We start from the raw sequence: 25,545 nt of genomic DNA, 5'->3' as shown, positions 1-25,545 counted from the left end.
ATGGCCGAGGGCACCAGCCCGTCCGACAATCCGTCCGAAGCCTCGACTGCCAGATTCGGTGAGGCACCGCTTGCTCAGACCGTCGCCGCGGCGGCGGCGATGCGCCGGCTGAGTTCGCTGCTGTTGTCGCAGGAAACCCCGCACCCGGCGGTGGATGCGATGGTGGCGAAGTTCGTCGAGTGGGAAGCCGAACTGGCGGCTACCGCGCCCCCCGACAACACGCCACGCATCGGCGAGCGGGAGAACGACGCCCGCCGGGTCTATCTCAACCACGCCACCGACATCGGCGCCTACAACCCGTGCTTTCCCGAATACCGATTCGGGCAACTCGGCCCCGAGACCGCCGCCGGGTGGGTTTCCTTCCCCTTGCTCTACGAAGGCCCACCTGGTTTAGTACACGGTGGTCTTCTCGGAGTCTTCTTCGATTGCGTTATACAGCACCACAATTGCCTTACGGGCCGATCGGGTAAGACGCGGTCGCTGAACGTCACGTTCCGTCGTCCGGCACCGCTGCTGACAGACCTAAGCTTCGACATCGTCCGGTCGCAGGTGGAACGAGGCATCACGTCGACGGCACGGTTACTGCTCGACGGCGAGGTGCTGTGCACCGGCGAGGTCAACACTTTGGCGTCGCGGCCGGATCAGCTGTCCACCACCCGGTTCAGCCGGCGCAGAACGGAGACCGAAGCATGACAAAAACCGGCGCAACCGACGATCGCGTGCGCTACGACGTCGACCCGGACCGGCGCATCGCCACGATCACCCTGAACAACCCACAGCAGCGCAATTCCTATGACGCCGCGATGCGAAACGCCGTCGCGGGCCACCTCGACGACGTGGCCGACGACGACGACATCACCGTGGTCATCCTGCGTGGCGCCGACGGAGTCTTCAGCACCGGCGCCGACATGAACAACGCCTACGGCTGGTACGGAGCAGCCGACAAGGAGCAGCGGGCGCAGAAGAGCCGACCCAGTCAGCGTCGGCGACTCACCGTAGATCGCAAGTCATTCGGCTTTTACCACAACCTGATGGGCTTTCCAAAGGTGACGGTCGGCGAGATCTCTGGATATGCGCTTGGCGGTGGTTTCGAGATGGCGCTGATGACCGATATCTCGGTCATCGCCCGTGACACTAAGATTGGGATGCCGGCGACGCGATTCCTCGGTCCCGCATTGGGCAGTCTGCACATGTTCTTCCATCGGCTCGGCCCGGTGCTGGCGCGCCGGTTGCTGCTGACGGGTGACATCGTCGAGGCGGGCCAGCTCGAGCACCTCGGAATCTTCACCGACACATGCGATTCCGGCTCAGTCAGGGCGCGTGCACGGTACTGGGCCGAGAAGGTCGCCAAGATGCCTGCGGACGGCATCGTGATCGCCAAGGAGGCGTTCCGGCTCGTCGAACAGACCCAGGCCTACAACGGCGAGGAAGTCGCGAGTTATCTCTTCCACGCCTATGGCACCAACCTGCAGTTCGGCCCCGGCGAATTTAACTTCGTCAAGACCCGTGCCGAGCACGGCACCAAGGAGGCTTTCCGGTTGCGCGACGAGCACTTTCACGTACCCGAGCCCGACGGGTCCTGACCGACGCTCCTAACGGTTGGTCGCGGACCTGGTGCGCGTCGTGGCGGACTTGGTCGCCTTGCGTGGTCGCGAGTTCGCCTTGGCGGACTTGGCGCCCTCTTCGATGAGTCGTTCGGCGTGGTCGAGGATGCAATCCAGGCCGTATTCGAAATTGGTCTCGTCGGGGGCGCCGATACGGTGACCCTTGCCGGTGACCTGAGCGATCAGCGGAGTGGTCTGCGGGTCGATACCCACCGCGTCCTCGATCGAGCGCGGCCCACTGTCGGCGGACTGATTCTTCTCGAACAGTCGCTGAAGCACCACTGATCCGCGCACGTGCAGGGAAACCGCTGAATAGGTGTCGAACGCGTCCTCGGGCGACAGTCCCGCCTGAACCAGGTTGGAGATGGCACGCTCCATCTCCTGAGCGCCCATCCGCGCGGCCTTTGGGCTCAGAGCTGCGCGGATCAGAATCAGGTCGCACAGAATCGGGTTGCCCATGAATGTCTTACGCATGGAGCGCGCGTGGTTGCGCAATGTATCGCGCCAGTTGCTGGCTTCGACGTAGGGGGTGGCGAAGACATATTTGCCCAGCGCACGGTCGGTCATGGCGTTGAGCAGGTCGTCCTTCTTGCGGAAGTACCAGTAGATGCTGGTCACACCGACGCCAAGATGTTTGCCGAGCAACGGCATGCTCAAGTTGTCGACCGACACCTGCTCGGCGAGTTCAAATGCGCCGCTGATGATGTCGTCGGGATTGATGGAACCGCGTTCACGTCGCTGACGCTTCTCGGCGGTTGCCTGCTTTGCCACTACGGGCACCTCCATGACGATCCGTGCTGCGTATCCTAAGTGTTTCGTTGACCGACCAGCTTACCGGTAGCCCCTGGTGATGCATGCTCCGAACGGTGTTACCTCTGCTACTGTAATCCCTATCGTACGCATTTTGGTAACTCGTCTCCGGCGGCCTTGCGGCGGCAGTGGCAGCATCGGAGCAGCCGGTGCGCCCCGTTGCCCGGTGAGGGTACCGAGCGGCAGTGACGACCCGGAGAGCTGTCCGGCGGCGTTGGCCCGGGTACCTCGGAATACTCCGCGAAAATAGTTGTCCGACAGGGAGTGGATCATGGCCATGGCAGCTGAGGCGCGCAGTTGGGCGCGCGGTGCGTTACGCGGGATCGGCAACTCCCTGTACACGCCGTTCTGCGGCAAGGACGGCGACGATATCGATTGGGACGCGTACCGCGCGTTGATACGTTACTGCGTCGGTGATCTGGGACACCCGATGTTGTGGTGCACCAGCGGGATCGCCGAATTCTGGGCACTGACCATCGAAGAGCGCAAGCGGCTGCTCGAGGTGGCCGTCGACCAGGCGCGCGCGATCAACCCCGATGTCGTCGTGCAAGCCTGCACGGCGGCGATCAGCGCCAAGGACTGCCTTGAACTCACGCTGCATGCCCAGCGAGCGGGAGCCGATATCGTCTACATCCAAACGCCGATGATGGAAACGCACGGCGGCGACGGCGTGTTGCGCTTCTTCAAGTACATCGCCGCCCGCACCGACATCGCGCTGGGCATGTTCAATTCGCCTTCCTCCGGCTATGTGCTTACGCCGCAAGAAAGCGCGCGGATCTACCACGAGGTGCCGGCGGTATGCGCCACCAAGGAGGGTGCGTTCCGGCCCGCAGCCAGCCGGCGACTACACGAGCTGGCGCCCGGCCTGGTGCTGTGGGAATGCGACAAGACGGTCTACCGGGCTGGCTGGCTGCGCGACGGAATCGTGTGTGCTGCGCAACTGGGCACCGCCGGCTACCTCTACGAGACCCCAGCGCGCCCGATTTTTTCCGAGTACTGGGACCTGATCAGGAGCGACAAACTGCTGGAAGCCATGGACTATGGCCGTGATTCGGGTCTGGACCAGTTCGAACTCGACATGGCGTCGTGGTTCACCTGCTACCCGGGGCGGCCCGAATACTTCACGCATTGGGGCGGGGCCTTCAAGGCTGCAGCCTCGTTGCTGGGCCTACCGATTGGTGCTTACCCGCATTCCCGACCGCCGCAGGCCGAGCTGCCGGATGGGGCCAAGACTCAGATGCGGGCTGCGTATCGGAAGCTCGGCCTCGTCGATGCCTGAGCCGGCTGGTGACTCTGATGCGGTGCTCTATGAGACCACTTCGGCGGGCGTTGCCGTCGTCACGCTCAACCGTCGCGAGCGCCTCAACGCATGGGCCCGGATATGGCGTCGCCGCTCCATGCCGCGGTAGATCCTGCCGAGCAGGAACCGGACATCCGGGTCATCGTCGTGACGGGCCGGGCCGGGCATTCTCTGCCGGCGCTCACCTGGGTTCGTCGGGTTCGGCTCCCGCCGTGGGAGACGTGACTGCCACCACCGACGCCGAAGCGCTGATGTGGTAGGCGCTGTCGCGGCCCGACGTCCGCGAAGGCATCGTGAGTTTTCCGGAGAAGCGCCCACCTCGGTTTCTGCCCCTGAGTCAGGCGCGTCAGGCGATAGCGCCCGCGTCTTTGAGCTCGACGATGCGGTCCCAGTCCATGCCGATTTCCATCAGCACGATCTCAGTGTGCTCGGAAGCCTGCGGGGCCCTGGTGGTCACCAGGGGTTCGTGGTTGAACTGAACCGGTCCGCGAACCACTTTGAAAGGCGAACCGCCGCTGGCAAGCTCGACCTCGGCGATCATGTCGTTGGCCAGAGCCTGCTCGTCGGTGGCCAGCTCGACGAGGCTCTGGAACGGAGCCCACTGGCCCCGCATCGTTTTTAGGTGCTGTCGCCAGTAGTCGAAAGGCTTGCCAGCGACCGCCTTCGCAATCAATTCTGCTGCCGCACTGGCATTTTGGATCAGTGGCAGCACCTCTGAGAAGCGGGGATCGTCGGCGGCCTCGGGAATGCCGAGATGCTCGAAGGTGTCGCGGATCAGCCCGGTCGGACTGATGATGCACAGGTTGATGGTGCCGCCGTCGGCAGTCTGGTAGTTGCCCATGAACGGATTCACCAGTGGACCAGTGGTTCCCGGCATCGGAGCGCGCATGACCTCGCCGGTCTCCATGCCTTGGGTGACACTCGCGCCGGCGGCCCACCAGGCAGTGCTGAGTAGCGACACGTCGAGTTCTAGCGCCTCGCCGGTCCGTTCGCGATGCAGCAGCGCAGCCGAGATGCCACCTGCGATGAACATGCCGCCGATGGAATCGCCGAAGGCGGGAATCCCCTGCGACAAGGGAGCGCCCAGCTCCTCGGGGGTGCATGCGTGCCCTATTCCGCTGCGAGTCCAGAACACCGTGCCGTCGAACCCGCCGACGTCACGCTCCTCGCCCTTGTCGCCGTACGCCGTGCCGCGCGCGTAGACGATGTTTGGGTTTACCGCGCGAATGTGTTCGATGTCGAACTTGTTCTTCTGCCGCACCCTGGGCATGTAGTTAGTAAGGAACACATCGGCGGTCTTGGCGAGTTCGTAGATCACCTGCTGGCCCCCCGGCGTGGAGATGTCGATCCCGACGCTGCGCTTGCCGCGGTTGGGATGCTCCATCAGGGGATGCCGCTGCGGGTCGACCTGGATGCCGCCCATGTTGACGAAGCCGCGCTGGGTGTCGCCGCGCAACGGGTGCTCAACCTTGATGACGTCGGCGCCCCAGTCGGCCAGGATGGCGCCAGCCGCCGGGACGAACGTGAACTGTGCGACCTCCAGGACCCGAAAGCCCTGCATTACTTTGATCATTCGTAACCTCTGTCGAAGGTGACCGGCAGCGCGGCGCTCGTCACCTAGGCAGCGTACTGCACATCATCTGAACCCAGTACAGTTGATGCAACAGTAATTGAGTCCAGACGTTGGCAAATCGTATTTTGACATCTGTCAGAAATCATTGACCAGCGTCAAAAGCCGGTGTTAGCCTCCGGTGATGTTGCGTCCGCGCACCGCCATCATCGGCGCCGGGATCAGCGGCCTGACCGCCGGCAAGATGCTCAAGGACTACGGGGTGCCCTACACCACCTTCGAGCTGTCTGACCGAATCGGCGGTAACTGGGCGTTCGGCAATCCCAACGGGCACAGCAGCGCATACCGCTCGCTGCACATCGACACCTCAAAACATCGGTTGTCGTTCAAAGACTTTCCCATCCCGGACGACTTCCCGTCGTTCCCGCATCACTCCGACATCAAGGCCTACCTGGACTCCTACGCGCAGGCTTTCGGACTGCTCGAGCACATCGAGTTCAACAACGGCGTTCTGCGCGCCCGCAAAGTCGGTACCGGATGGGAGATCCGCGATCAACGCGGTGCAACACGCGAGTTCGACTTGCTGGTGGTGGGCAATGGGCACCACTGGGATCCGCGCCTGGCCGATTTTCCTGGCACCTTCACCGGCGAGGCGATCCATTCGCACCACTACATCGACCCGCACACCCCGCTGGAGCTGACCGGCAAGCGCATTCTGGTGGTGGGTATCGGGAACAGCGCCGCGGACATCGCTGTCGAATTGTCTTCCCGCGCACTGCAGAACACGGTCACTCTGTCCACCCGCTCCAGTGCGTGGATCGTGCCGAAGTACCTCGCCGGCCAACCCGGGGACCGCTTCTTTCGCACCACGCCCTACCTCCCGCTGTCCTGGCAACGCAAAGTGGCGCAGTTGATGGCCCCGATGCTGGGTATCGACCCGACTCTGTACGGCCTGCCGCCGGCCAACCACAAGCTGTTCGAGGCACATCCCACCCAATCGGTCGAACTGCCGCTGCGGCTCGGGTCCGGTGATATCACGCCCAAGCCCAACGTGGCCCGGCTCGACGGTGCCACAGCGTATTTCGACGACGGCAGCAGCGGAGTCTTCGACGCGATCGTCTACGCGACGGGCTACAACATCACCTTTCCGTTCTTCGACCCGGACTTCGTCGACGCCCCCGACAATCAGATCCGGCTCTACAAGCGGATGTTCAAGCCCGGCGTGGACAACCTCGTTTTCATCGGGTTCGCTCAGGCCATTCCAACCCTGTTTCCGTTCGTCGAGTGCCAGTCGCGACTGCTCGCCGCCTACGCTGTCGGTCGCTATGCGCTGCCGCCGGTCGACGAGATGGAGCGGGTGATCGACGCCGACCAGCGCCTCTACACCGGCCATTGCGTCGACCGGCCGCGGCATACCCAGCAGGTCGACTACTTCTATTACGAGCACGACCTGCGGGCCCGCGAGATCCCGGCCGGCCGCCGGCGTGCCGGGGCCGCGCTGTGACCCGGGCGCGCACCGACCGCCGCCCCCCGCAGCGCGGTGACCAGCGCCGCGAGGCGATCCTCGACGCGCTCGAAAGCACCTTGCAGGAGCATGATTTCGATGATGTCAACATCGCCGAGGTGGCCGCCCGCGCCGGGGTGACCCGCCCCGCTTTCTACTTTTACTTCGAGAGCAAGGCGGCGGCCGTCGCAGCGTTGATGGAACGCATGGTCGACGACACGATGTTCGTCAACGACATATTCACGATGACCGACTGCGCGCCGCGAGAGCGGGTACGCGGCATGCTGGACGGGTTGTTCGACACCTGGGAGCGGCACCGGTCGATGTTCAAGGCAGCCCTGCAGGCACATGGGCGCAGTGCGGCCGGGCGCCGGAGGTGGGACGACGGCCGCGCCATGTTCGTCGAGTCGGTGGCCGGCATGATCCGCGCCGAACGCGCATCGGGCATCGCTCCGGACGGAATCGACGCGACGGTGTTGGCCACCGTACTGCTGGAAGTTAACGACCGCTTGTTGGAACGGATGACTTTGGGAGGCCCGCTGACGCGGGCCGAATTGCTCGACGGTGCCGCGGCGATATGGCTGGGTGCGGTGTACGGAATCGTGGCAGGACCGACCCGATGAGGAGCGCAACATGCCGTACCGGGAATTAACATTCCGATCACAGGGCGTCACGTGCAGTGCGTGGCACTTTCGCGGCCGGGGCGACGGTTCACAGGTATGCCCCGTCGTGATCATGGCGCACGGTTTCGGTGGAACCAAGGACTCCGGTCTGCAACCGTTCGCGGAGAAGTTCAGTGCCGCCGGGTTCGACGTGTTGGCGTTCGATTACCGCGGCTTCGGCACCTCCGAAGGTGAACCGCGGCAGTCTATTTCGATCGCACGACAGGAGCAGGACTACCAGGCGGCCGTCGCCTTCGCCAAGACGCTGCCCGGGGTGGATCCAGACCGCATTGTGCTCTGGGGTGTCTCGATGTCCGGTGGGCACGTTTTGCGGGTGGCCGCGGGACGAGACGACATCGTCGCGCTGATCGCCATGACTCCTTTGACGGATTCGCTGGCCACTGGCGCCGCCGTGCTCAAGCAGTACAAGCTGGGTTTGGCCCTGCGCACGACCGTCGACGGCGTACGCAGCCGCTGGGCGGTGTCGCGCGGACGTAAACCAGTGTTGATGAAACTTGCCTCCCGCCCCGGTGAACATGGCGCGCTGTCACTGGACGGGGCCTATGAAAACTACTTGTCAATCGCCGGTCCGTCGTGGCGCAACGAAGTGGATTCCGCGGTCGGACTTGAACTCGCCAAGATCAAGACCAAAGCGGCCGCGAAGAATCTGCGGGCTGCACTGTTGATCCAGATCGCCGACTTCGACCGGTTCGTGCCGGCATGGTCGATAGCCAAGACTGCCGTACACGGGCGAGCGCAGGTGCATCACTACCCGTGCGATCACTTCGACGTGTGGCCCGGGCACGACTGGTTCGGGCAAGCGTCCAACGACCAGATCGCCTTTCTGGAAAGAGTATTGGAGCCGACACGACTGCCGGTCTGAGAAGGCATCAGGGGGGTCATCGACACCGGAGGGCCACATTGCAGAAAGCAGTACCGATAGGTATACAGTATGTACTACCCGGTCATCCTTCGATGGTTGCCGTATTACGAAGGGACAGCCCCGATGACCACCGACGGCAGCGCGGTCGCCGAGCGGCCGATCGCGTCGAGCGAGCCGGTGCTCTATGACGTCTCAGACACCGGCGTGGCGGTGATCACCCTCAACCGCCCGGAGCGCCGCAACGCCTGGGGCGGGGGGATGACGGATCGCTTCTTTCGCTACGTCGAAACCGCCGAAGCCGACAAACACGTCCGCGTTATCGTGATGACCGGCAATGGGGACGCCTTCTGCGTCGGCGCGGACATGGGCGATCTGGGTTCGATCTCGTCTACCACCGTCGAGTCCGCCCGCGAGACGGATGTCCGTTCCCTGGTTGCCGAGAAACACCCATACTTCCTGACCCAGCTGCGCAAACCGGTGATCACAGCGATCAACGGCTCGGTCGCCGGCATCGGCCTGTCGTTGGCGTTGATGTCCGATGTCCGGTTCGCGGCGGCCGGCGCCAAGTTCACCACCTCGTTCGCGCGGCGGGGACTGGTCGCCGAGTACGGCATCTCCTGGATCCTGCCGCGGCTGGTTGGTTGGGGCGCCGCCACCGATCTGCTGCTATCCGGCCGCACCTTTTTGGCCGAGGAGGCGCTCGCGCTGGGTCTGGTCAAACAAGTCGTGCCACGCGCGCAGTTGCTGGACCGCACCCTGGCCTACGCCGACGACGTGGCCCGCAACTGCGCGCCCAACTCACTAGCCGTGATGAAGCAGCAGCTGTACGCCGACGCCGGTCTGCCCATCGTGGAGACCAGCGTCAGGGCCGAGCAGCTGATGCACGAATCGATGACTCGTCCCGACTTCATCGAGGGCATCACCGCATTCTTTCAGAAGCGGCCGCCGAATTTTCCGCCCTTGACAGCCCCGGAGACACAAGATTGCGAGGAGGTCCGTCATGACGACGTTGGAATACCGAGCGATTGACGTCGACAACCACTACTACGAACCGATCGACTCGTTCACCCGGTACCTGCCCAAAGAGTTCAAGCGCCGTGGTGTGCAGATGCTGCGCGATGGCAAACGCACCTGGGCGGTCATCGGCGAACGAATCAACCAATTCATCCCAAACCCGACCTTCGATCCCATCATCGAGCCTGGATGCCTGGATCTGTTGTTCCGCGGCGAGATTCCCGAGGGCGTCGACCCGGCCTCACTGATGAAGGTGGACCGCCTGGAGAACCATCCCGAATACCAGAACCGGGATGCCCGGGTGAAGGTGATGGACACCCAGAACCTCGAGACGGTGTTCATGCTGCCCACCTTCGCCTGCGGTGTGGAGGAGGCCCTCAAGCACGACATTCCCGCGACGATGGCGTCGGTGCACGCCTTCAACGAATGGCTGGACGACGACTGGGGTTTCGACCGCCCCGACCACCGGGTCATCTCCGCGCCCATCATTTCGCTGGCTGATCCCGAAAAGGCAGTTGAGGAAGTCGAATTCGTGCTCGGTAGGGGCGCCAAAATTGTGCTGGTGCGACCTGCCCCGGTACCCGGGGTGGTCAAACCGCGCTCGCTGGGCGACCCGCTGCACGACCCAGTATGGGCGCGACTAGCTGAAGCCGGTGTACCGGTGGGCTTCCACCTCAGCGACAGCGGATATCTGGCGATCAACGCGCTGTGGGGCGGCAAGGCCACCTTCGAGGGGTTCGGCAAGAAGGATCCATTGGACCAGGTACTCCTCGACGACCGCGCGATCCACGACACGATGGCATCGATGATCGTGCACCAGGTCTTCAGCCGGCATCCGAAGTTGAAGGTCGCCAGCATCGAGAACGGCTCTTACTTTGTCTACCGGTTGATCAAGCGGCTGAAGAAGGCCGCCAACACCGCGCCTTACCACTTCAAAGAGGACCCGGTCGCGCAGTTACGCAACAACGTCTGGATCGCACCGTATTACGAGGACGATGTGAAGCTACTCGCCGAGACGATCGGGGTGGACAAGATCCTCTTCGGCTCGGACTGGCCGCACGGGGAGGGGCTGGCCGACCCGATGGCGTTCACGGCAGACATCCCGCAATTCCCCGAGTTCAGTGCCGAAGACACTCATAAAGTCATGCGCGACAACGCTCTTGATCTCCTCGGGGTGAACGTGCCGGTATCGGCTTAGTCGATGGGCGAATGGACGATCGGGGCGGTCCTCGACGCGGTCGCTAACGCGGTGCCAGATCGGCTGATGTCGGTCTGCGGTACCCGGCGCAGCACCTTCGCACAGTCCACGGACCGGACCCGCCGACTGGCGAACTTCCTGGCGGCCAAGGGATTCGGTGCTCACACCGAGCGCGAGCAGTTGGCCAACTGGGAGTGTGGACAGGACCGGGTCGCGCTGATAATGCACAACGACCTGTATCCCGACATGGTGATCGCCTGCCTCAAGGCGCGGGTAGTACCCGTCAACGTCAACCATTACTACACCCCGCGTGAGGTCGCTGATCTGCTGGCCTACGTCAAGCCACGCGGCGTTATCTACCATCGTGCGTTGGGCGCCAAGTTCGCCGACGTGCTGCCCGGCGAGGGCAGCGGACTGCTGATCTCGATCGACGACGGTAGCGACCTCCCTGAGCTACCTGACGCTGTAACACTCGAAGATGCTTTGGCGCAAGGCAATTCCGATCATACCCACACGCCGTCACCGGATGATTTGCTGATGATCTGCACCGGCGGCACGACCGGGCGCCCGAAGGGGGTGCTGTGGCGGCAGGCCGACATCTATGTATCGTCGATGAACGGCGCCGACCACTCTGAAGTCGCCGAGATCCATCAGCGCGTGCAGAACGCCGGAGCACCCTGGTTCGCGGTGTCTCCGCTGATGCACGCCGCCGGCATGTGGACCGCCTTCTCGGCGATCCTGAACGGGCAGACCGTCGTTCTCTACGACACCCGGCAGAGGTTCGACCCAGCCACGGTGCTGGCGATTGCCGAACGCGAGAAAGTGGGACTGATGACGATGGTGGGTGACGCCTATGCTGCACCGATCGTCGAGGAACTCGGGCGACGCGACTACGACCTGTCTAGCCTGTTCGCCATCGGTACCGGTGGCGCGGCCACCAATGTCAAACACCAACGGGCCCTGCTGGAATACTTACCGCACATCACCGTGATCAACGGCTACGGCTCCTCGGAGACCGGGAACATGGGCTTCGGGCACAGCAAGCAGGACACCCAGACCGACACCTTCACGATCCGGTCCGGCGGGCTGGTGTTGTCGGAGGACTACGCCCGATTCTTGGCACCTGGCGACCCGCAGGTCGGCTGGGTGGCCCGCACGGGCCGAATTCCGTTGGGCTACTTCGACGACGAGGCCGCGACCATCAAGACGTTTCCGGTGGTAGAGGGACAGCGGGTGGTGATCTCCGGTGACCGGGCCGCCGTCGACGCCGATGGCGCGTTGCGACTGTACGGTCGGGATTCGCTGGTGGTCAACACCGGCGGCGAGAAGGTGTTCGTCGAGGAGGTCGAGGAGGTGTTGCGCGCCCACCCGGCCATTGCCGACGCGTTGGTGGTCGGCCGCGATAGCGAGCGGTGGGGGCAAGAGGTGGTGGCGCTCGTCGAAGTGCGCGATGGAGCCGACACAGCCGGCGATTCGCTGCGGGAGCACTGCAACGCCCAATTGGCTCGGTTCAAGACGCCGAAGGCCTATATCGTGGTGGACAAGGTGCGCCGGCTAGGTAACGGCAAGGCGGACTACCGGTGGGCCAGAGAACAGGCCATGAACACGGCAAGGATTCACCGATGACGCAGCCCGCCCCCCGAAACGTCATCGATTGCTTGGTCAACGTCCATTTCGGCGAGACCGAGACACAACCCGAATTCATGAGGCGGGTCCGCGACGATTACTTCAAGGGCCCCCAGTCGATGTTCGACCCGGTGGAGCTCCCCGAGTTGCTCGACGAGATGGACCAACACGGCGTCCGCAAGGCCATTCTGATGGACAACCTGGCTAAGCCGTCTGTCACCGCCCGCAAGTTCGTCGAGGCCCGCGCGGACCGCTTCGCACTCGCCATGGGTGGTGTGAATCTGTTGCGTCCAGTGGCCTCGCTGCGCGAGCTGACGGCCGCGGCCGCGGACCTGCCGGTTGCCTATGCCGTTGTGGGACCGAGCTTCTGGGGGGACGGGCAATACCCGCCGAGCGATGCCGTCTACTACCCGCTGTATGCCAAGTGCGCCGAACTGCAGCTGCCGCTCTGCGTCAACACCGGCATCCCGGGTCCGCCGATCCCGGGCGAGGTGCAGAACCCGATTTATCTGGACCGGGTATGCGTGCGTTTCCCGGAACTCAAGTTGTGCATGATCCACGGCGCGGACCCATGGTGGGACACCGCGATCCGAATGCTGATCAAATACCGCAACCTGCGCCTGATGACCTCGGCGTGGTCTCCGAAGCGGTTGCCGGACAGCCTCATCCACTACATGCGCACCCGTGGCTCCGGCAAGGTCATCTTTGCTTCGGACTGGCCGGTGCTGCGCCAGCATCGGGTGGTGCCCGAGGCCAACGCGCTGGATCTGCCCGCGCAGGCTCTGGACAACTACCTCCACAACAACGCCGACAAGTTTTTCTTCAGCACTGACGAGGACCAGGAGCCCTGAATAATGGATCGCTATGAATTGCGCCGGGTCGACTACAGCCTGACCGACGACCACAAGGCCCTGCAGTCCGCTTACCGGCAGCTGCTGGAAACCCATTGTCCGATCGAAACAGTCTGGGCTGCACAGGAAACCGGGTTTGATAAGAGCCTGTGGGAGCGGCTGTGCGCGACCGGCGCGACGTCGATGGCGGTGGGGGAGTGCGCCGGTGGTGACGGCGCGACGCTGGTCGACCTTGCGTTGGTGGCAGAGGAGCTGGGCCGGGTACTGGCGCCGGTGCCGTGGATCGAGCATGTCTGCGCAGCGCGGCTGGCCGAACGTCTCGGGGTCGCCAGAGCGGATTTGGCCGACGCGGTCCAAGGCAGCCGGATCCTGGGACTCGACGCCTCGCCGGAGCCCGCTGCCGGATCACGGCTGATCGCGTCGGCGGCGATAGCCGACGGCCTCGTTGTCACCGACGGCGACGAGGTGGTGCAGCTGACATTCGCCACCAGGCCGGCGCGGGTGCCCAACCTTGGGCAACTGCCAATGGCCTGGGTGGACCCTGGTGCGGCGGATTCGCGCACCGTCCTGGGCGCCGGGCCGGAAGCGGTTGCAGCCTACCGTCGCGCGGTCGACGAATGGCGTGTGCTGACCGCTGCCGCGCTAGCCGGACTGGTTGAGCAGACGATGACGATCGCTGCCGAGTTCGCCAAGACCCGCTATACCCTTGGCGTCCCGATCTCGACGCTGCAGGCGATCTCGCACCCGCTGGCCAATATGGCGATCGTTGTGCAGGGCGGCCGCAACCTGGCCCGGCGGGCAGCGTGGTTCTTAGACAACGAACCCGGCGAGCGGCCCGAACTTCCCGGCTGTGCTTTTGTTTTCATGGCCGAGGAGGCGCCGAAGGCGGCGACCATGGCGGTGCATATCCAGGGCGGTCTCGGGGTATCCGTCGAGGCCGCCGCGACGGCGTATCTGGTGCGGGCCCGCGGCTGGGCATTGGCCGGTGGTGATCCGGGTGTGACGGCCAAACAGCTCGGGCGGCTCGTCGCCGAGCGGGAAAGCGCATAAGCAATGGATTTCGCACGAGTAGAACTTGACGAAGGCGACCAGGCTTTCCTGGCCGAAGTCCGCGCGTTTCTCGCCGACCACGTCACAGACGAGGTGCGTCGCCGTGACCGCGAGACCGGAGACAACTTCGATGAGGGTGTCCACCTGGCAATCGGCGGCGCCGGATACCTAGAGAAAGAGTGGAAGCCGTTGGCCGAGGGGGGATTCACCCGGGTGCGGCGACGGATCTGGGAGCTGGAGAAGCGCCGGGTGCACACACCGTGGGTCACCTGGGGGACCACCGCGATGGTGGCACGCGCTGTGGCCGCGTTCGGCAAGCCCGAGCTCGTCGACGAGGTGATGCCCAAAGTCTTCACCGGTGAAGTCCGGATGTGCCTAGGCTACACCGAGCCCGAGGGCGGCTCTGACGTCGCGACCTGCAAGACCCGGGCGGTACCGGAGGCGGACGGGTCGAGCTGGATCATCAACGGCGCCAAGATGTTCACCACCGGCGCACACAACTGTCAGTACGTCTTCCTGATCACCAACACCGACCCAGGCGCGCGGAAACACAAGAGTCTAACCATGTTTCTGGTTCCGCTCAATTTGCCCGGCATCGAGATCCGCGGCATCCGCACGGTCGACGGCGACCGGACCAACATCGTCTACTACAGCGACGTCCGGGTTGACGACAAGTATCGGCTCGGCGAGGTCAACGGGGGCTGGACGGTGCTGCGCGGACCGTTGGACGCCGAACACGGCGCGGTAGCCGCCGCACCGGACGGTTTGCAGGACGTCGCGATCATGCAACACCAGACCGGGTTCATGTCGGCGGCCGTGGACGCTGTCGCTGCCAAGGCGGGACAGCGCGGGCCGGACGATTCACGGGGCATCGACGACGGATCGGTGGCCTACCGGCTAGGTCGCAGCGCGGCCCGGCTGGAAGCGGCCCTGTCGACTCCAGGCATCTTTGGGCGGGTAGCGCAGGCGCAGACCATGCGCGATATCGGACCCGATCTGATGGATATCGCCGGACCGGCGTCGGCGCTGCCAATCGAGGCCGAGGGCGCGGCCGATAATGGAACATCGGAATATCTCTACCGATTCGCCCCGCTGGCCGGAATTTACGGCGGAACCCTGGAAGTGTTCCGCAACATGATCGCCCAACATGTGCTGGGACTGGGCAAAGCAAGCTATGCGCCGCCGGCGCAGAAAGTTTCCTGACCGTCCGCGGGTCAGCCGCGCAGTGCCAGGTCGGCGTACTTCCCCGCGCGGACAATCGCATACGAGCGCCAAAGCTGTCGTTGCATCGAGTCGAATACGTGGTCGGTGATGCTTTTGGCCAGCTCGAGTTGCGTTCCGGTCATTGATGCCGGCGCCGCCATCTCGATAGAGCCAGTAGTGCTGCCGCCGTCGTCCGGCGGGTCGTGCCGACCGGCGAGATAATCCAGCCTGCCCCCGGTTTCAGCCTCCGCGGCGAGCGCAAGCGGTTGCGTCTGGGCGAAAAACTCCTCGCCGGTGGATTCCAGGGCAACCAGCATCCACCAACGCAGGACCGGATCCTTGTGTCGCAACGCAATTTTGGCGAACTCCATCATGTTCTGCCGATGCAGATCCATGTCGGCGTCGAAGAACAGCCACTCCAGTGCTTGGCTGGCCGTGTGGTTGAGCAGCTGATCGAGGCCGAGCGCATCCCAGTCCGAGAGAAACAGCTGGCTGTGCCGAGACAACCGCGACGCCCAAGCATTGACCGCACGTTCCTCGGCGGATGCCGGCTGGGCGAAAGTCAAGGCGTACTTGGTCAGATCGCGGTACCCCAGGATATCCATCACCCACATCGGGATGAACTGGCGAAGCTTTTCCGCAGCGCCCTGTTGGTCGCTGCGCAACCACTCGTAGAACGGGTGTGCGCGCAGCCTGTCCTTGTGCTGCTCGATGTGACGCAGCAACTCGGTGTCGTGCTCGTCGCGCGGATTGATCACCAGCGCCGGCGCGGTCCAATCGGCGCGGGCCAGCAGGGGTAAGCTCGGGCGCTGGGGCACCGTCCCGGCGTCCAGGTAAGTCGTTGCGTAGTGCAAGAATCCGTCAAAGATGTTATCGAAGATGCCGAACATCCGTTGGCATGCCTCGCTGGCCAGCTCACGGCGCGCGGGGTCGAGCACCACCGTCTCGAACACGCCCTCGGTGTTCCCGACGTGCCCGGTTTCCAGGTCCAGATGGTAGGGACCGAAGTAGCGATACTCGAGTCCGGTGCGGCGCGACAACACGGCCGCGACTCGGGCGGTGTGGCTGAGCAGGACATGTCCGGTAGCCTCGCCGGCCTCGGAGTGGCCGAAACGGATCAGCGCATCGTCGCCGTCGTCGACGACAAGCCGGATGAACTCGATTCCGCTGCGCCGGAATGGTTCCTGATCCGCAGACAGGAACAGCCACCAGAGCATGTCACCGGTGCGCCACCCCAGCTGCGCATCCAAATCGAGCTTTCGCCAGTCCTCCAAGAACATCTTCGAGTGCTTCTCGTCTTCGAGCGTGCCAAGGTTGATCACCCACTCGAACTCGTCGTGCGGTTCAGGAAATCGCAGCACCCAGCGGTTCATGTCCCGGAATTGCATGATGAAAAGCGCTCCGGCCGGTCCGATGGCCAGCCGGTCTTGGGCCGGCACACGGTCGTTGGCCAACCACTCGAAAAAGGCGTGTTCGCGCACCGCCTGTTGTTTCGCATCCCGCAGTTGCATCACATGTTTCATCGCAAGGTCTTTCTTGGAGTGGGCCCGGCAAACTTCGCAAACTTCGACACACCCCCACGAAAATCGCCGAGCAGCGGATTGTCCACAGGCTTTTCGAAGGTGTGCTAATTATACTCCCGTCCAGTAGGATTGAGCCGCATGTCGGCCATACTTGGGGTCGCGGGGGCTTCTTGCGGGGGCGACCAGCGGGTCGGGTGCCGGTTTGAAATATGACCTGAGTCGTCTCGGGGACGGAGGATCTCGACGAGATGAATGGTGCGGGCGAGGTGGGCAGCGTGCGCACCGCAGCGAGCCGCAATAACACGGTCGCACAGGAAGCGATCGATTCGATGCTCGCCGGGGGTGCGAGTGGTCGCGACGCGGCGTTGCTCCGTGCGGTGTTCGCACAGGCCGGGGTTGGGGTCGGGATCTCCGACATCACCGGCAGGATTCTAGTGGTCAACACCGCCTTCGCGGAGATGTTCGGTTACGACACGGAAGAATTCGTCAATACGTTCAAGGTCACCGACCTCACCCATCCCGACGACACCGCCGAAGTGTGGGAGCAGTACGGGGCGTTGATGCGGGGCGACGTAGAGATGGTCAGCCTCGAAAAACCGCATCTGCACCGCGACGGGCACACCATCTGGAACATCGTCAACGTGTCGCTGATCCGGGACGCCAGCGGCGTGCCGATTTACACCCTGGCGGTGTTTAGCGACGTGACCGACCGTCATCAGCTAGAACAGCAACTGCGTCATCAAACTCTGCACGACCCCTTGACCGGGTTGCCCAATCGCCGACAGTTCTTCGATCGACTCAGCTCTGCCTTCGAGGACCCGCATTCTCGGGTCGGCGTCTGCTACGTCGATCTGGATGGCTTCAAGGACGTCAACGACACCCTCGGTCATGACATCGGCGACAAGCTGCTGGTCAGCGTTGCCGAGCGGCTGGCGCTGTGCCTGCAACGACCCCACCAGCTTGTCGCGCGGCTGGGCGGCGACGAGTTTGTCTTCCTGTTGCCGGAACCGGCATCGCACGAAGTCACCGACCTGGCTGACTCTGTACTGCGGGTCCTCGAGGCACCCTTCGATATCGACGGAAATCCGATCACGGTTTCTGCCAGCGTGGGCGTGATGGAACAGGAAGTTTCCATCATCTCCGAAGCCGACCTGATGAAAGGGGCCGACGTAACGCTAGCGCGCGCAAAGCAATCCGGCGGCAACCGGTGGGCGGTCCACGATCGACATCAGGAAAACACGCCGATGCACTGGGCGTTGGATCGCGGCGAATTCCGGCTCGTCTACCAGCCGATCGTGCGACTTGCCGACAACTGCGTCGTGGGCGCCGAGGCGCTGCTGCGGTGGGAGCACCCCACGCTGGGGACCCTACTGCCGGATCGATTCATCAACCTCGCCGAACGCGACGGCATGATCGTTCCGCTCACGACGTTTGTGGTCGAGCAAGCCTGCCGCCACTTGCATGACTGGCGCAAAGATCAGAGTGTCGACTCCCAACTATTCGTCAGCGTCAACGTTGCCGTCCGCAACGTATGCGACCCGGGGTTCATCTCGGTGGTCAAGAATGCACTGGTAAGCGCCAATCTGCCGCCGCACGCGTTGCAGCTGGAGCTGACCGAGAACGCGGTCCTCGGCAAGGACGAGACATCGTTGCGACGGCTGCAGCAACTGTCTGCCTTGGGTGTATCGATCGCGATCGACGATTTCGGCACCGGTTTTTCCAGCCTGGCTTACTTGCGTGAGCTGCCCGTCGACGTGGTCAAACTGGCCGGCGAGTTCACCAAGAATCTCGGTGGCAACATCCAAGGCCGGCTGGCCGACGAACAGATCACCCGAGCGATGATCGATCTGGCGCATACGCTCGGCCTCACCGTGACCGCGGAGCAGGTCGAGACAGCCAGCCAAGCTGCTCGGTTGCGGACCCTGGGCTGCGACGCCGCGCAGGGCTGGCACTTCGCCAGGCCGATGCCCTCGGAGTTCTTCAACCGTTAGAACACCGCTGCGTGGTCGGGGACCGGCGCGTCAAGAAGCCTTTGAGAACTTTCCAAGTCTGCGGCGGCAGCATTGCGGTCAGATCGCGGCAACCGGTCGCGCTGAGGCACACTGCCGACCAAACAGGGAGGGACGAATTGACCGTCGCCGCCAACGCTACTTCGGTCGCCGAATTCCGGCACTCGTCCCAAGGACGCACAATCGGTTATTGCGCGGCACTCGCATTGACCGCGGGTTTTGTGAATGCCGTTGCGCTGCTTGTCTTTGCCGTTCCGGTCGGCAATCTCACCGGTTTGACCACCCAGATCGGGATGGACACCGCCCACCCGTGGCTCTACGAGAGTCACGTACTCATCGCGATCCTGCTGGGATTTCTGATGGGGGCCGCCGGTGCAGGAGCGCTGCTCGCGCACACCCAGGCCGCACAGCGTGCGCGTCATGCCCGCGTCCTGATGGTCGAGGCCGTGCTTTTGCTGATTGCGGCCGGAGGCGCCCAACTGGGTGCGGTGCAGGCACAAATCGACAGACTTGGCATCGAGCAGACCGCAGTTCAAGCGTTGTTGGCCGCGGCCGCACTCGGTCTTCAGAACGGACTGACGTCGAGCTTCCGCGGAATGGCGATCCGCACCACCCACTTCACCGGTACCGTCACCGACCTCGGCCTGATCCTCGGTCGCAGCCGTCGGCACGGGATCGACAAGTGGAAGGTCGCGGTGCTCTCGGTGACGCTGCTGCTGTTCCTCGCCGGCGCAGCGGCGGGGATCCTCGCCGGCACCTGGCTGGGCGGAAATGCGCTGCTGGTTCCTGCCGCGATCTGCGTGGCGGTGGCCGCCGCGAATGTGCTGCACAACCGCGGACACCTTGCCTTCCCCTCGCGAGCAGACGCAAAAGCACCCCAAAACGCGCAGATCTAGGGGCTTTTGCGTCTGGTCGCGGCTCAGGTGGTGAGCACGCACGCGGCTGCCGTGCCCGGTGCGCCGTACAACTGGGTGAAGCCGACTCTCGGCTCGCCGGGGACCTGACGGTCGCCGGCCTGGCCGCGCAGCTGGCGGACTATCTCGTGAATCTGGCGCAGACCTGACGCGCCGATCGGCTCGCCGTTGGCGATCAAACCGCCGTCGGTGTTGACCGGAATCGGGCCGCCGATCTCGGTTGCGCCGTCGGCCAACAACTTCTCCTGGTCGCCGTGCGCGCAGAAGCCACACTCTGCCATGTGGATGATCTCGGCACCGGCGTCGGTGTCCTGCAACTGGATCACATTGACGTCGTCGGGGCCGATGCCGGCCTTCTCGAACGCGGCGCGCGCCGCGTATACGGTGGGAGCCACGTCCTCCTCGACCGGGGCGAAGGTGGTGTTTACCTCGTAGGCGCCGTACTTGCGGGTGCGGACCTCGACGGCCCTGAGATAGACCGGCTTGTCGGTGTACCGGTGGGCGACGTCGGCGCGGCACATCACCACCGCGGCCGCGCCCTCGTCGGGTGCGCAGAACATGTATTGGGTGAGCGGGTAGTTCAGCATCGTCGAGTTGAGGATGTCTTCCTCGGCGATCGACTTGCGCCGGAACGCGTTCGGGTTCAGCGCGCCATTGCGAAAGTTCTTGGCGGCCACCCGGGCCAGGGTGCGCTGGGAGATGCCGTGGTCGTTTAGGTATCGGTTGGCCTTCATGCCGAAGAACTGGGTGGTGAGGTACTGGCCGTTCTCGGCGTACCAGCGGGGCATCCCGACTAAGGCCGGGTCCTCGGTGAACGCGCCGCGCGGGTGCTTGTCAAGCCCGACGGCAATGCCGATGTCGTAGTCGCCCAACCGGATTCCGTCGGCGCAAGCCTTTGCGGCGCTGGCCGCGGTGGCACAGGCGTTGAAGACGTTGGTGAACGGTATCCCGGACAACCCGACCATCCCCACGATGGCGTCCGGGTTGGCCACCGTCCAACTGCCCCCGGCGGCGGCCTGGATGTCGCTCCAGTGCACGCCGGCGTCGGTGATGGCCGAGACGATCGCGTCGACACCCATCTGCATCGCGGACTTCCCGTCGAACCGGCCGAAGGGATGCAAACCCACGCCGATGATGGCCACATCGTTCACGGAGCGACACCTTCCCGCCGAGATTCGGTGCAAGCTATGCGGACAGACCTGTCTATACTACTGTAACCATTACCGTTGAGCGTTCCGAAAGCGCCCGCGGCCGGGAGGAGTCGCGCCGCGTGACCACGTTGATAGAGATCACCGGCCAGCCTTGGCCGGTGCGCGGCAAGATTCGCCGACGCATTGTGAAAGCCGCTGCGAGAGGGGCGTCTCGATGACCACGACGGCGGTAATGTTCGACCCGTTCTCCGAGGAGTTCTTCAACAACCCCTACGAGACCTACCGCCGGATGCGCGCGGAAGCCCCGGTGTATTACAGCGTGGAGTACGACTTCTACGCGCTGACCCGGCACGAGGACGTGGCGGCCGCGTTCAAGGATCACCAGACCTACTCGTCGGCCTATGGCGTCGACCTCGCCCAGGTGCGCACCGGTCAGGTCGCTGAGCACGGATCGATCATCGCGATGGATCCGCCGGCCCACCGCCGGATGCGCGGCTTGCTCAACAAGGTGTTCACCCCGCGTGCCATTCAAGCGGTTCGGCCACTGGTGACCGAGTCCGTTGACAGGCATCTCGCGGCGCTGAACCCGGCTGGCTTCGACTTCGTCCAGGACTTCTCGGCGCTGTTTCCGGTCGACGTTATGACCGCGCTGCAGGGCGTGCCCGAGCCGGATCGCCAACAGATCAGGATCTGGATCGACGACTTGCTGCACCGTGAACCTGGCCAGGTCGAAGCGAGCGAGGGCGGCATCAAGTCGGCCATCGACATGTCCGTCTACTACTACCGGCTGATCAAAGCACGACGTGAGGATCTGGGTGACGATCTGCTGAGCAGGCTGATCCAATCCGAGATCGAGCGCGACGACGGCCAGATGGAGCCGCTGAACAATCTCGAGATCACAGAATTCGCAACGTTGTTGGGTGGTGCGGGCGCCGAGACCGTCACCAAGTTGCTGGGCAATGCCGCAGTGGTATTCGCGTGCAACCCAGATCAGTGGCGGAAATTGCTGGACGACCGCAGCAAGATAGGGTCGGCGGTCGAGGAGCTGCTGCGCTATGAGGCTCCGTCTCAGTACAACGTGCGGCGTTCGATGCGCGAGGTCACCTTGCACGGCGTGACGATCCCGGCCGGCAAACCGGTGTTTTTGGTGGGCGCCTCGGCGAATCGGGATCCCGAAGTCTGGACCGACGCAGATACCTTCGAGGTGGACCGCGACCGTACCCAGGCGCAGAACCTGGGGCTGGGCTACGGGATTCACAGCTGCCTGGGTGCCGCCTTGGCTCGCTTGGAGAGCACAATTGCGCTGGAGCGGATGCTCGATTTCATGCCGGGCTACCAGGTTGACTGGGCCGGTTGCAAGCGGGTCAACATGCAGAACGTGGCCGGGTGGAGCAACGTACCGGTGCGGGTGCTGCGCTAACCGGTGTCGCGGCGCCACACCAGAGTGCTCTGTGTGACGCGGCCCGTCGCAGACGTCTGCGTCGCCGACAGTGTCAATCGGTCGCCGTCGATCCTGGCATGCCGAATCTGCGGCTGGTGCAACAACTCTGGCATGGTCGAGATCATAACGCGGTGACATACCTCTGCCGCGGCTTCGTCGACGTCGAATCTGCCGCCATAGGAGACGAATTGCGAGTGGTCGCCCGGCGTCAACTGGGCCGACATATGGCCGTCGCTGGTGTAAAGGATCAACCCCGACGGCTTCTCCCCGAACGGGTAGCGCACCTCGTCGGTGCCGTCGGAGCGGGATATGAACGACTCCAGCCGCCAACCGCCCAGCAGCCCTTCAGCTAACCTGTTCACCCGGTTGACCATACCGAATCAATTACAGTAACGTCCACGTTCATGAGCGGTGTGCTCGCGCAGTGATGGTTGCCCAGCCCGGCGCCGAATTAAAGATCGATGGGGGCATCCCCATGGAGTTGGCGCGCGTGCCCGCGGTGGCCGCCGAGCTGCAACGGCGCGGCTACGACGGCGCCTGGACTGGGGAGATCAACCACGATCCGTTCCTACCCATGCTGCTCGCGGCCGAGCACACCTCCACGATCGAGATAGGCACTAGCATTGCGGTGGCTTTCGCTCGCAACCCGATGACCGTCGCCAACGTCGCCTGGGACCTGCAGGCCTACTCCGGTGGTCGATTCATCCTGGGTCTGGGCACCCAGATTCGGCCGCACATTGAGAAGCGGTTCAGCATGCCGTGGAGCCGGCCGGTGGCCAGGATGCGCGAGTTCGTCGCGGCGGTGCGGTCGATCTGGGACTGCTGGCAGTACGGGACCCGGTTGCGTTTCGAGGGAGAGTTCTACACCCACAAGATCATGACGCCGATGTTCACCCCAGAGCGTTTGACCTGTTCGGTACCAAAGGTTTTCATTTCTGCCGTCGGTTCGGCAATGACGGAGATGTGCGGCGAGGTCACCGACGGTCTGATCGCCCACGCCTTCACCACGCGCCGGTACCTGCGGGAGGTGACGCTGCCGGCGCTAGAGCGCGGGGCCATGCGCGCCGGACGCGACCGCGGTGATGTCGCGGTGGCGTGTCCGGTGTTCGTGGTAACGGGCCGCACCGAGGGCGAAATGGTCGCCGCGTCCACCGCAGTCCGCAAGCAGATCGCCTTCTACGGGTCCACGCCGGCGTACCTGAAGGTGCTCGATCTGCACGGCTGGGGCGACCTGCACGCCGAGTTGCATCGGTTATCCCGGCAGGGTGAATGGGACACAATGGCCGAGTTGATCGACCACGACGTGCTAGAAGCCTTCGCTGTCGTCGCGCCCGCCGACGAACTGGCACCTGCTCTGCGTGCCCGCTGCGCAGGTGCGGTAGACCGGGTGATGCCGGCACTTCCGTCGTCACTGCCCGCCGAGACGGTTGTCTCGATCCTGCAACAGATACGCCAGGCGGAGGTCGGTCATGGATAAGGTGCGGCCCTCGGCGTGATCGAGAGCTGAGGGCGCGCCGAACGTCGCGCCCGTGGCTCCTTACCATGACCGTCGCGCCGGCGTGGCGCTGGTTGGCGAGGTCAGGGATTGGCTGCTTGCTCCCGTGCCCAGCGGTAATCCGCCTTGCCCGACGGACTTCGCTGGATGATGTCGCGGAACACGATCGCCTTCGGAAGCTTGTAGCGCGCCAACGAGTTTGCGGTATGCGCAATCAATTCGGCGGCCTCGGCGCTGGCGCCCTCGGCGAGCGCGACCACGGCCACCACTTCCTGGCCCCAGCGCTCGCTGGGGCGTCCGGCGACCACCACGTCGGCGACCGCGGGATGCGAGGCGATCGCGGCCTCGACCTCCTCGGCGAAGATCTTCTCGCCGCCGGAGTTAATGGTCACCGAGTCGCGGCCCAGCAGTTCGATGTGGCCATCGTCGCGGTGCCGGGCCCGGTCACCGGGGATGGCATAGCGCAAACCGTCGATGACCGGAAAGGTCGCGGCGGTCTTGGTGGCATCGCCCTTGTAGCCCAGCGGAACATATCCGCGTTGCGCCAGCCAGCCGAGGCCGTCGTGGCCCGGCGCCAGGATCGAGGACAGGTCCTCGGCGGCCACGAAAGTGTCCGGCCCGGCGTTGAAGGTGCCGGTCGATACCGACCCCGACATCGACATGTGGTGCATCTGGGCGCCGGTCTCCGACGACCCGACGCCGTCGATGATGATTGCGTTCGGCAGCACCTCGATCAGTCGCTGCTTGACGTAGGGCGTCAGCAGCGCCCCGCCGTTGGCGATCACGGCCAACGACGACACGTCGGCGATGCGCTTGTCGATGGCATTGACCAGCGGGCGCGCGATCGCATCGCCGACCACGGTGGTCACCATCACCTTCTCTCGCTCGATGGTGCGGACCACGTCGTCGGCGTCCATCCGGTCCACGACCGTCGGGAACACCACCGACTGTCCGGTGGTGATCGCGGTCATCACACTCCACTGCGCGGCGCCGTGCATCAATGGCGGGAGGACCATCAACTTGCTGCCCGGACCTGCGGTCACCCGTGCCACCACGTCGTCGACGGAGCGTACGGGTTGGCCGGTGACCAGGTCGCGGCCGCCGAAGGAGGTCATGAAAATGTCGGCCTGTCGCCATAGCACGCCCTTCGGCATCCCGGTGGTGCCACCGGTGTAGAGCACGTATAGATCGTCGGGCGAATGTTGCACCGGCGGGGCTTCGGGGCCCGCGGATGCCAGTGCTACTTCGTAATCGACTGCGCCGTCCAGCAATTCGTTACCGGAATCGTCGGAAATCTGGATCAGCACCCGCAGCTGGGGCAGGTCGGGCAGGATTTCGGCGACCCGTGGCGCGAAGGTGGCGTGGTAAACAAGCGCGGTGGCATCGGCGTCGGCCAGCAGGTACTGAAGCTCGTTCTTGACGTAGCGGAAGTTGACGTTGAATGGCGCCACCCGGGCGGCGAAGGAGCCGAGCAACGCCTCGACGAACTCGTTGCCGTTGTAGGCGTAGATGCCTAGCAGGTCCTGCCCGACCTGGTGGCCGGCGATGTCGCAACGTTCGGTGTGGCAGCCGAGCCCGCGCGAATGCAGGTAATTGGCCAGTCGGTTGGACCGCTCGAGGATCTGCGCGTAGCTGAACCGCCGGTCGCCCTGGATGATCAGATCCCGATCCGGTATCGCGGCCACGACCGCGTCCAGGACGTTGGGAACCGTGAATTGTGTTGTGGTGTCGGTCATT

General features: G+C 64.1%; 23 protein-coding genes and 1 pseudogene. 18 read left to right on the top strand and 6 right to left on the bottom strand.

The annotated features are described in order from the left end of the window. Both H0P51_RS20120 and H0P51_RS20115 read left to right on the top strand, forming a co-directional pair. The gene (locus tag H0P51_RS20120; protein ID WP_180914649.1) at window positions 1–693 is read left to right on the top strand and encodes a hotdog family protein; all 693 of its coding nucleotides are present in this window, start codon (window positions 1–3) and stop codon (window positions 691–693) included. Next, window positions 690–1,583, top strand: a complete 894-nt coding sequence (locus H0P51_RS20115) for an enoyl-CoA hydratase/isomerase family protein (protein WP_180914648.1) — start codon at window positions 690–692, stop codon at window positions 1,581–1,583. Before H0P51_RS20120 ends, H0P51_RS20115 begins: the two co-directional genes overlap by 4 nt. A 9-nt stretch (window positions 1,584–1,592) precedes the next feature. On the opposite strand, the gene H0P51_RS20110 is transcribed toward H0P51_RS20115, so the two are convergent. Then, window positions 1,593–2,390 carry a TetR/AcrR family transcriptional regulator gene (locus tag H0P51_RS20110; RefSeq protein WP_180914647.1) on the bottom strand — a complete coding sequence of 266 codons (798 nt, stop codon included), beginning with the start codon at window positions 2,388–2,390 and terminating at the stop codon, window positions 1,593–1,595. 295 nt (window positions 2,391–2,685) lie between these two features. Between H0P51_RS20110 and H0P51_RS20105 the strand changes: the two genes are divergently transcribed. Then, window positions 2,686–3,693: a dihydrodipicolinate synthase family protein gene (locus tag H0P51_RS20105; protein WP_180914646.1), complete on the top strand. Its 1,008-nt coding sequence runs from the start codon at window positions 2,686–2,688 to the stop codon at window positions 3,691–3,693. Between the two features lie 102 nt (window positions 3,694–3,795). Next, the gene (locus H0P51_RS20100; protein WP_180914645.1) at window positions 3,796–3,939 is read left to right on the top strand and encodes a hypothetical protein; all 144 of its coding nucleotides are present in this window, start codon (window positions 3,796–3,798) and stop codon (window positions 3,937–3,939) included. A 121-nt stretch (window positions 3,940–4,060) separates the two neighbouring features. Here the strand turns inward: H0P51_RS20100 and H0P51_RS20095 are convergent, their stop codons facing one another. Next, a complete protein-coding gene (locus tag H0P51_RS20095; protein WP_180919113.1) occupies window positions 4,061–5,275 on the bottom strand; it encodes a CaiB/BaiF CoA transferase family protein in 1,215 nt (404 codons plus the stop codon). A 193-nt stretch (window positions 5,276–5,468) separates the two neighbouring features. Between H0P51_RS20095 and H0P51_RS20090 the strand changes: the two genes are divergently transcribed. From H0P51_RS20090 to H0P51_RS20050, 9 genes are all read left to right on the top strand, one after another. Then, complete coding sequence (locus H0P51_RS20090; protein WP_180914644.1) at window positions 5,469–6,788, top strand: flavin-containing monooxygenase; 1,320 nt, start codon at window positions 5,469–5,471, stop codon at window positions 6,786–6,788. After that, window positions 6,785–7,411, top strand: a complete 627-nt coding sequence (locus tag H0P51_RS20085) for a TetR/AcrR family transcriptional regulator (RefSeq protein ID WP_180914643.1) — start codon at window positions 6,785–6,787, stop codon at window positions 7,409–7,411. Before H0P51_RS20090 ends, H0P51_RS20085 begins: the two co-directional genes overlap by 4 nt. A gap of 10 nt (window positions 7,412–7,421) precedes the next feature. Continuing rightward, window positions 7,422–8,333, top strand: coding sequence for an alpha/beta hydrolase (locus tag H0P51_RS20080; RefSeq protein ID WP_180914642.1), 912 nt, complete (start codon window positions 7,422–7,424; stop codon window positions 8,331–8,333). Window positions 8,334–8,456: 123 nt separating this feature from the next. Further along, window positions 8,457–9,362, top strand: coding sequence for an enoyl-CoA hydratase (locus tag H0P51_RS20075; protein ID WP_180914641.1), 906 nt, complete (start codon window positions 8,457–8,459; stop codon window positions 9,360–9,362). Beyond that, a complete protein-coding gene (locus H0P51_RS20070; protein WP_180914640.1) occupies window positions 9,334–10,545 on the top strand; it encodes an amidohydrolase family protein in 1,212 nt (403 codons plus the stop codon). Before H0P51_RS20075 ends, H0P51_RS20070 begins: the two co-directional genes overlap by 29 nt. 3 nt (window positions 10,546–10,548) lie before the next feature. Further along, window positions 10,549–12,171: an acyl-CoA synthetase gene (locus tag H0P51_RS20065; protein WP_180914639.1), complete on the top strand. Its 1,623-nt coding sequence runs from the start codon at window positions 10,549–10,551 to the stop codon at window positions 12,169–12,171. Continuing rightward, the gene (locus H0P51_RS20060; protein ID WP_180914638.1) at window positions 12,168–13,022 is read left to right on the top strand and encodes an amidohydrolase family protein; all 855 of its coding nucleotides are present in this window, start codon (window positions 12,168–12,170) and stop codon (window positions 13,020–13,022) included. The genes H0P51_RS20065 and H0P51_RS20060 overlap by 4 nt, the downstream gene beginning before the upstream one ends. A gap of 3 nt (window positions 13,023–13,025) precedes the next feature. Continuing rightward, window positions 13,026–14,072, top strand: a complete 1,047-nt coding sequence (locus H0P51_RS20055; RefSeq protein WP_180914637.1) for an acyl-CoA dehydrogenase family protein — start codon at window positions 13,026–13,028, stop codon at window positions 14,070–14,072. 3 nt (window positions 14,073–14,075) lie between these two features. Then, entirely contained in the window at window positions 14,076–15,275 is a 1,200-nt protein-coding gene (locus tag H0P51_RS20050; protein ID WP_180914636.1) for an acyl-CoA dehydrogenase family protein, read from the top strand. Between the two features lie 11 nt (window positions 15,276–15,286). On the opposite strand, the gene H0P51_RS20045 is transcribed toward H0P51_RS20050, so the two are convergent. Continuing rightward, window positions 15,287–16,798: a hypothetical protein gene (locus H0P51_RS20045; protein ID WP_180914635.1), complete on the bottom strand. Its 1,512-nt coding sequence runs from the start codon at window positions 16,796–16,798 to the stop codon at window positions 15,287–15,289. A gap of 248 nt (window positions 16,799–17,046) precedes the next feature. Here H0P51_RS20045 and H0P51_RS29120 point away from each other — a divergent pair. From H0P51_RS29120 to H0P51_RS20035, 3 genes and pseudogenes are all read left to right on the top strand, one after another. After that, window positions 17,047–17,472: pseudogene (locus tag H0P51_RS29120) on the top strand (PAS domain S-box protein); the annotation flags it as partial. Beyond that, window positions 17,467–18,789 carry a putative bifunctional diguanylate cyclase/phosphodiesterase gene (locus H0P51_RS20040; RefSeq protein WP_425489083.1) on the top strand — a complete coding sequence of 441 codons (1,323 nt, stop codon included), beginning with the start codon at window positions 17,467–17,469 and terminating at the stop codon, window positions 18,787–18,789. The pseudogene H0P51_RS29120 and the gene H0P51_RS20040, both read left to right, overlap by 6 nt. 137 nt (window positions 18,790–18,926) lie before the next feature. Further along, entirely contained in the window at window positions 18,927–19,703 is a 777-nt protein-coding gene (locus H0P51_RS20035; protein WP_180914633.1) for a DUF1275 family protein, read from the top strand. A gap of 23 nt (window positions 19,704–19,726) precedes the next feature. Here H0P51_RS20035 and H0P51_RS20030 read toward each other — a convergent pair whose 3' ends face one another. Continuing rightward, on the bottom strand, window positions 19,727–20,872 hold the full coding sequence (locus H0P51_RS20030; RefSeq protein ID WP_180914632.1) for a thiolase family protein: 1,146 nt from the start codon (window positions 20,870–20,872) through the stop codon (window positions 19,727–19,729). A gap of 214 nt (window positions 20,873–21,086) precedes the next feature. Here H0P51_RS20030 and H0P51_RS20025 point away from each other — a divergent pair, with 214 nt between their 5' ends. Continuing rightward, window positions 21,087–22,292 carry a cytochrome P450 gene (locus H0P51_RS20025; RefSeq protein WP_180914631.1) on the top strand — a complete coding sequence of 402 codons (1,206 nt, stop codon included), beginning with the start codon at window positions 21,087–21,089 and terminating at the stop codon, window positions 22,290–22,292. Here H0P51_RS20025 and H0P51_RS20020 read toward each other — a convergent pair. Beyond that, window positions 22,289–22,675 carry a lipocalin-like domain-containing protein gene (locus tag H0P51_RS20020; RefSeq protein WP_180914630.1) on the bottom strand — a complete coding sequence of 129 codons (387 nt, stop codon included), beginning with the start codon at window positions 22,673–22,675 and terminating at the stop codon, window positions 22,289–22,291. The genes H0P51_RS20025 and H0P51_RS20020 overlap by 4 nt on opposite strands. Before the next feature lie 65 nt (window positions 22,676–22,740). Here H0P51_RS20020 and H0P51_RS20015 point away from each other — a divergent pair, with 65 nt between their 5' ends. Then, window positions 22,741–23,790: an LLM class F420-dependent oxidoreductase gene (locus tag H0P51_RS20015; protein WP_180919112.1), complete on the top strand. Its 1,050-nt coding sequence runs from the start codon at window positions 22,741–22,743 to the stop codon at window positions 23,788–23,790. 101 nt (window positions 23,791–23,891) lie between these two features. On the opposite strand, the gene H0P51_RS20010 is transcribed toward H0P51_RS20015, so the two are convergent. Then, window positions 23,892–25,544, bottom strand: coding sequence for an acyl-CoA synthetase (locus H0P51_RS20010; protein WP_180914629.1), 1,653 nt, complete (start codon window positions 25,542–25,544; stop codon window positions 23,892–23,894). Window position 25,545 lies beyond the last annotated feature (1 nt).

The organism is Mycobacterium vicinigordonae (assembly GCF_013466425.1).
Taxonomy (GTDB): domain Bacteria; phylum Actinomycetota; class Actinomycetes; order Mycobacteriales; family Mycobacteriaceae; genus Mycobacterium; species Mycobacterium vicinigordonae.
Note: the sequence above shows the minus strand (reverse complement) of the source record. Positions and strands in the feature narration are given on the sequence as shown.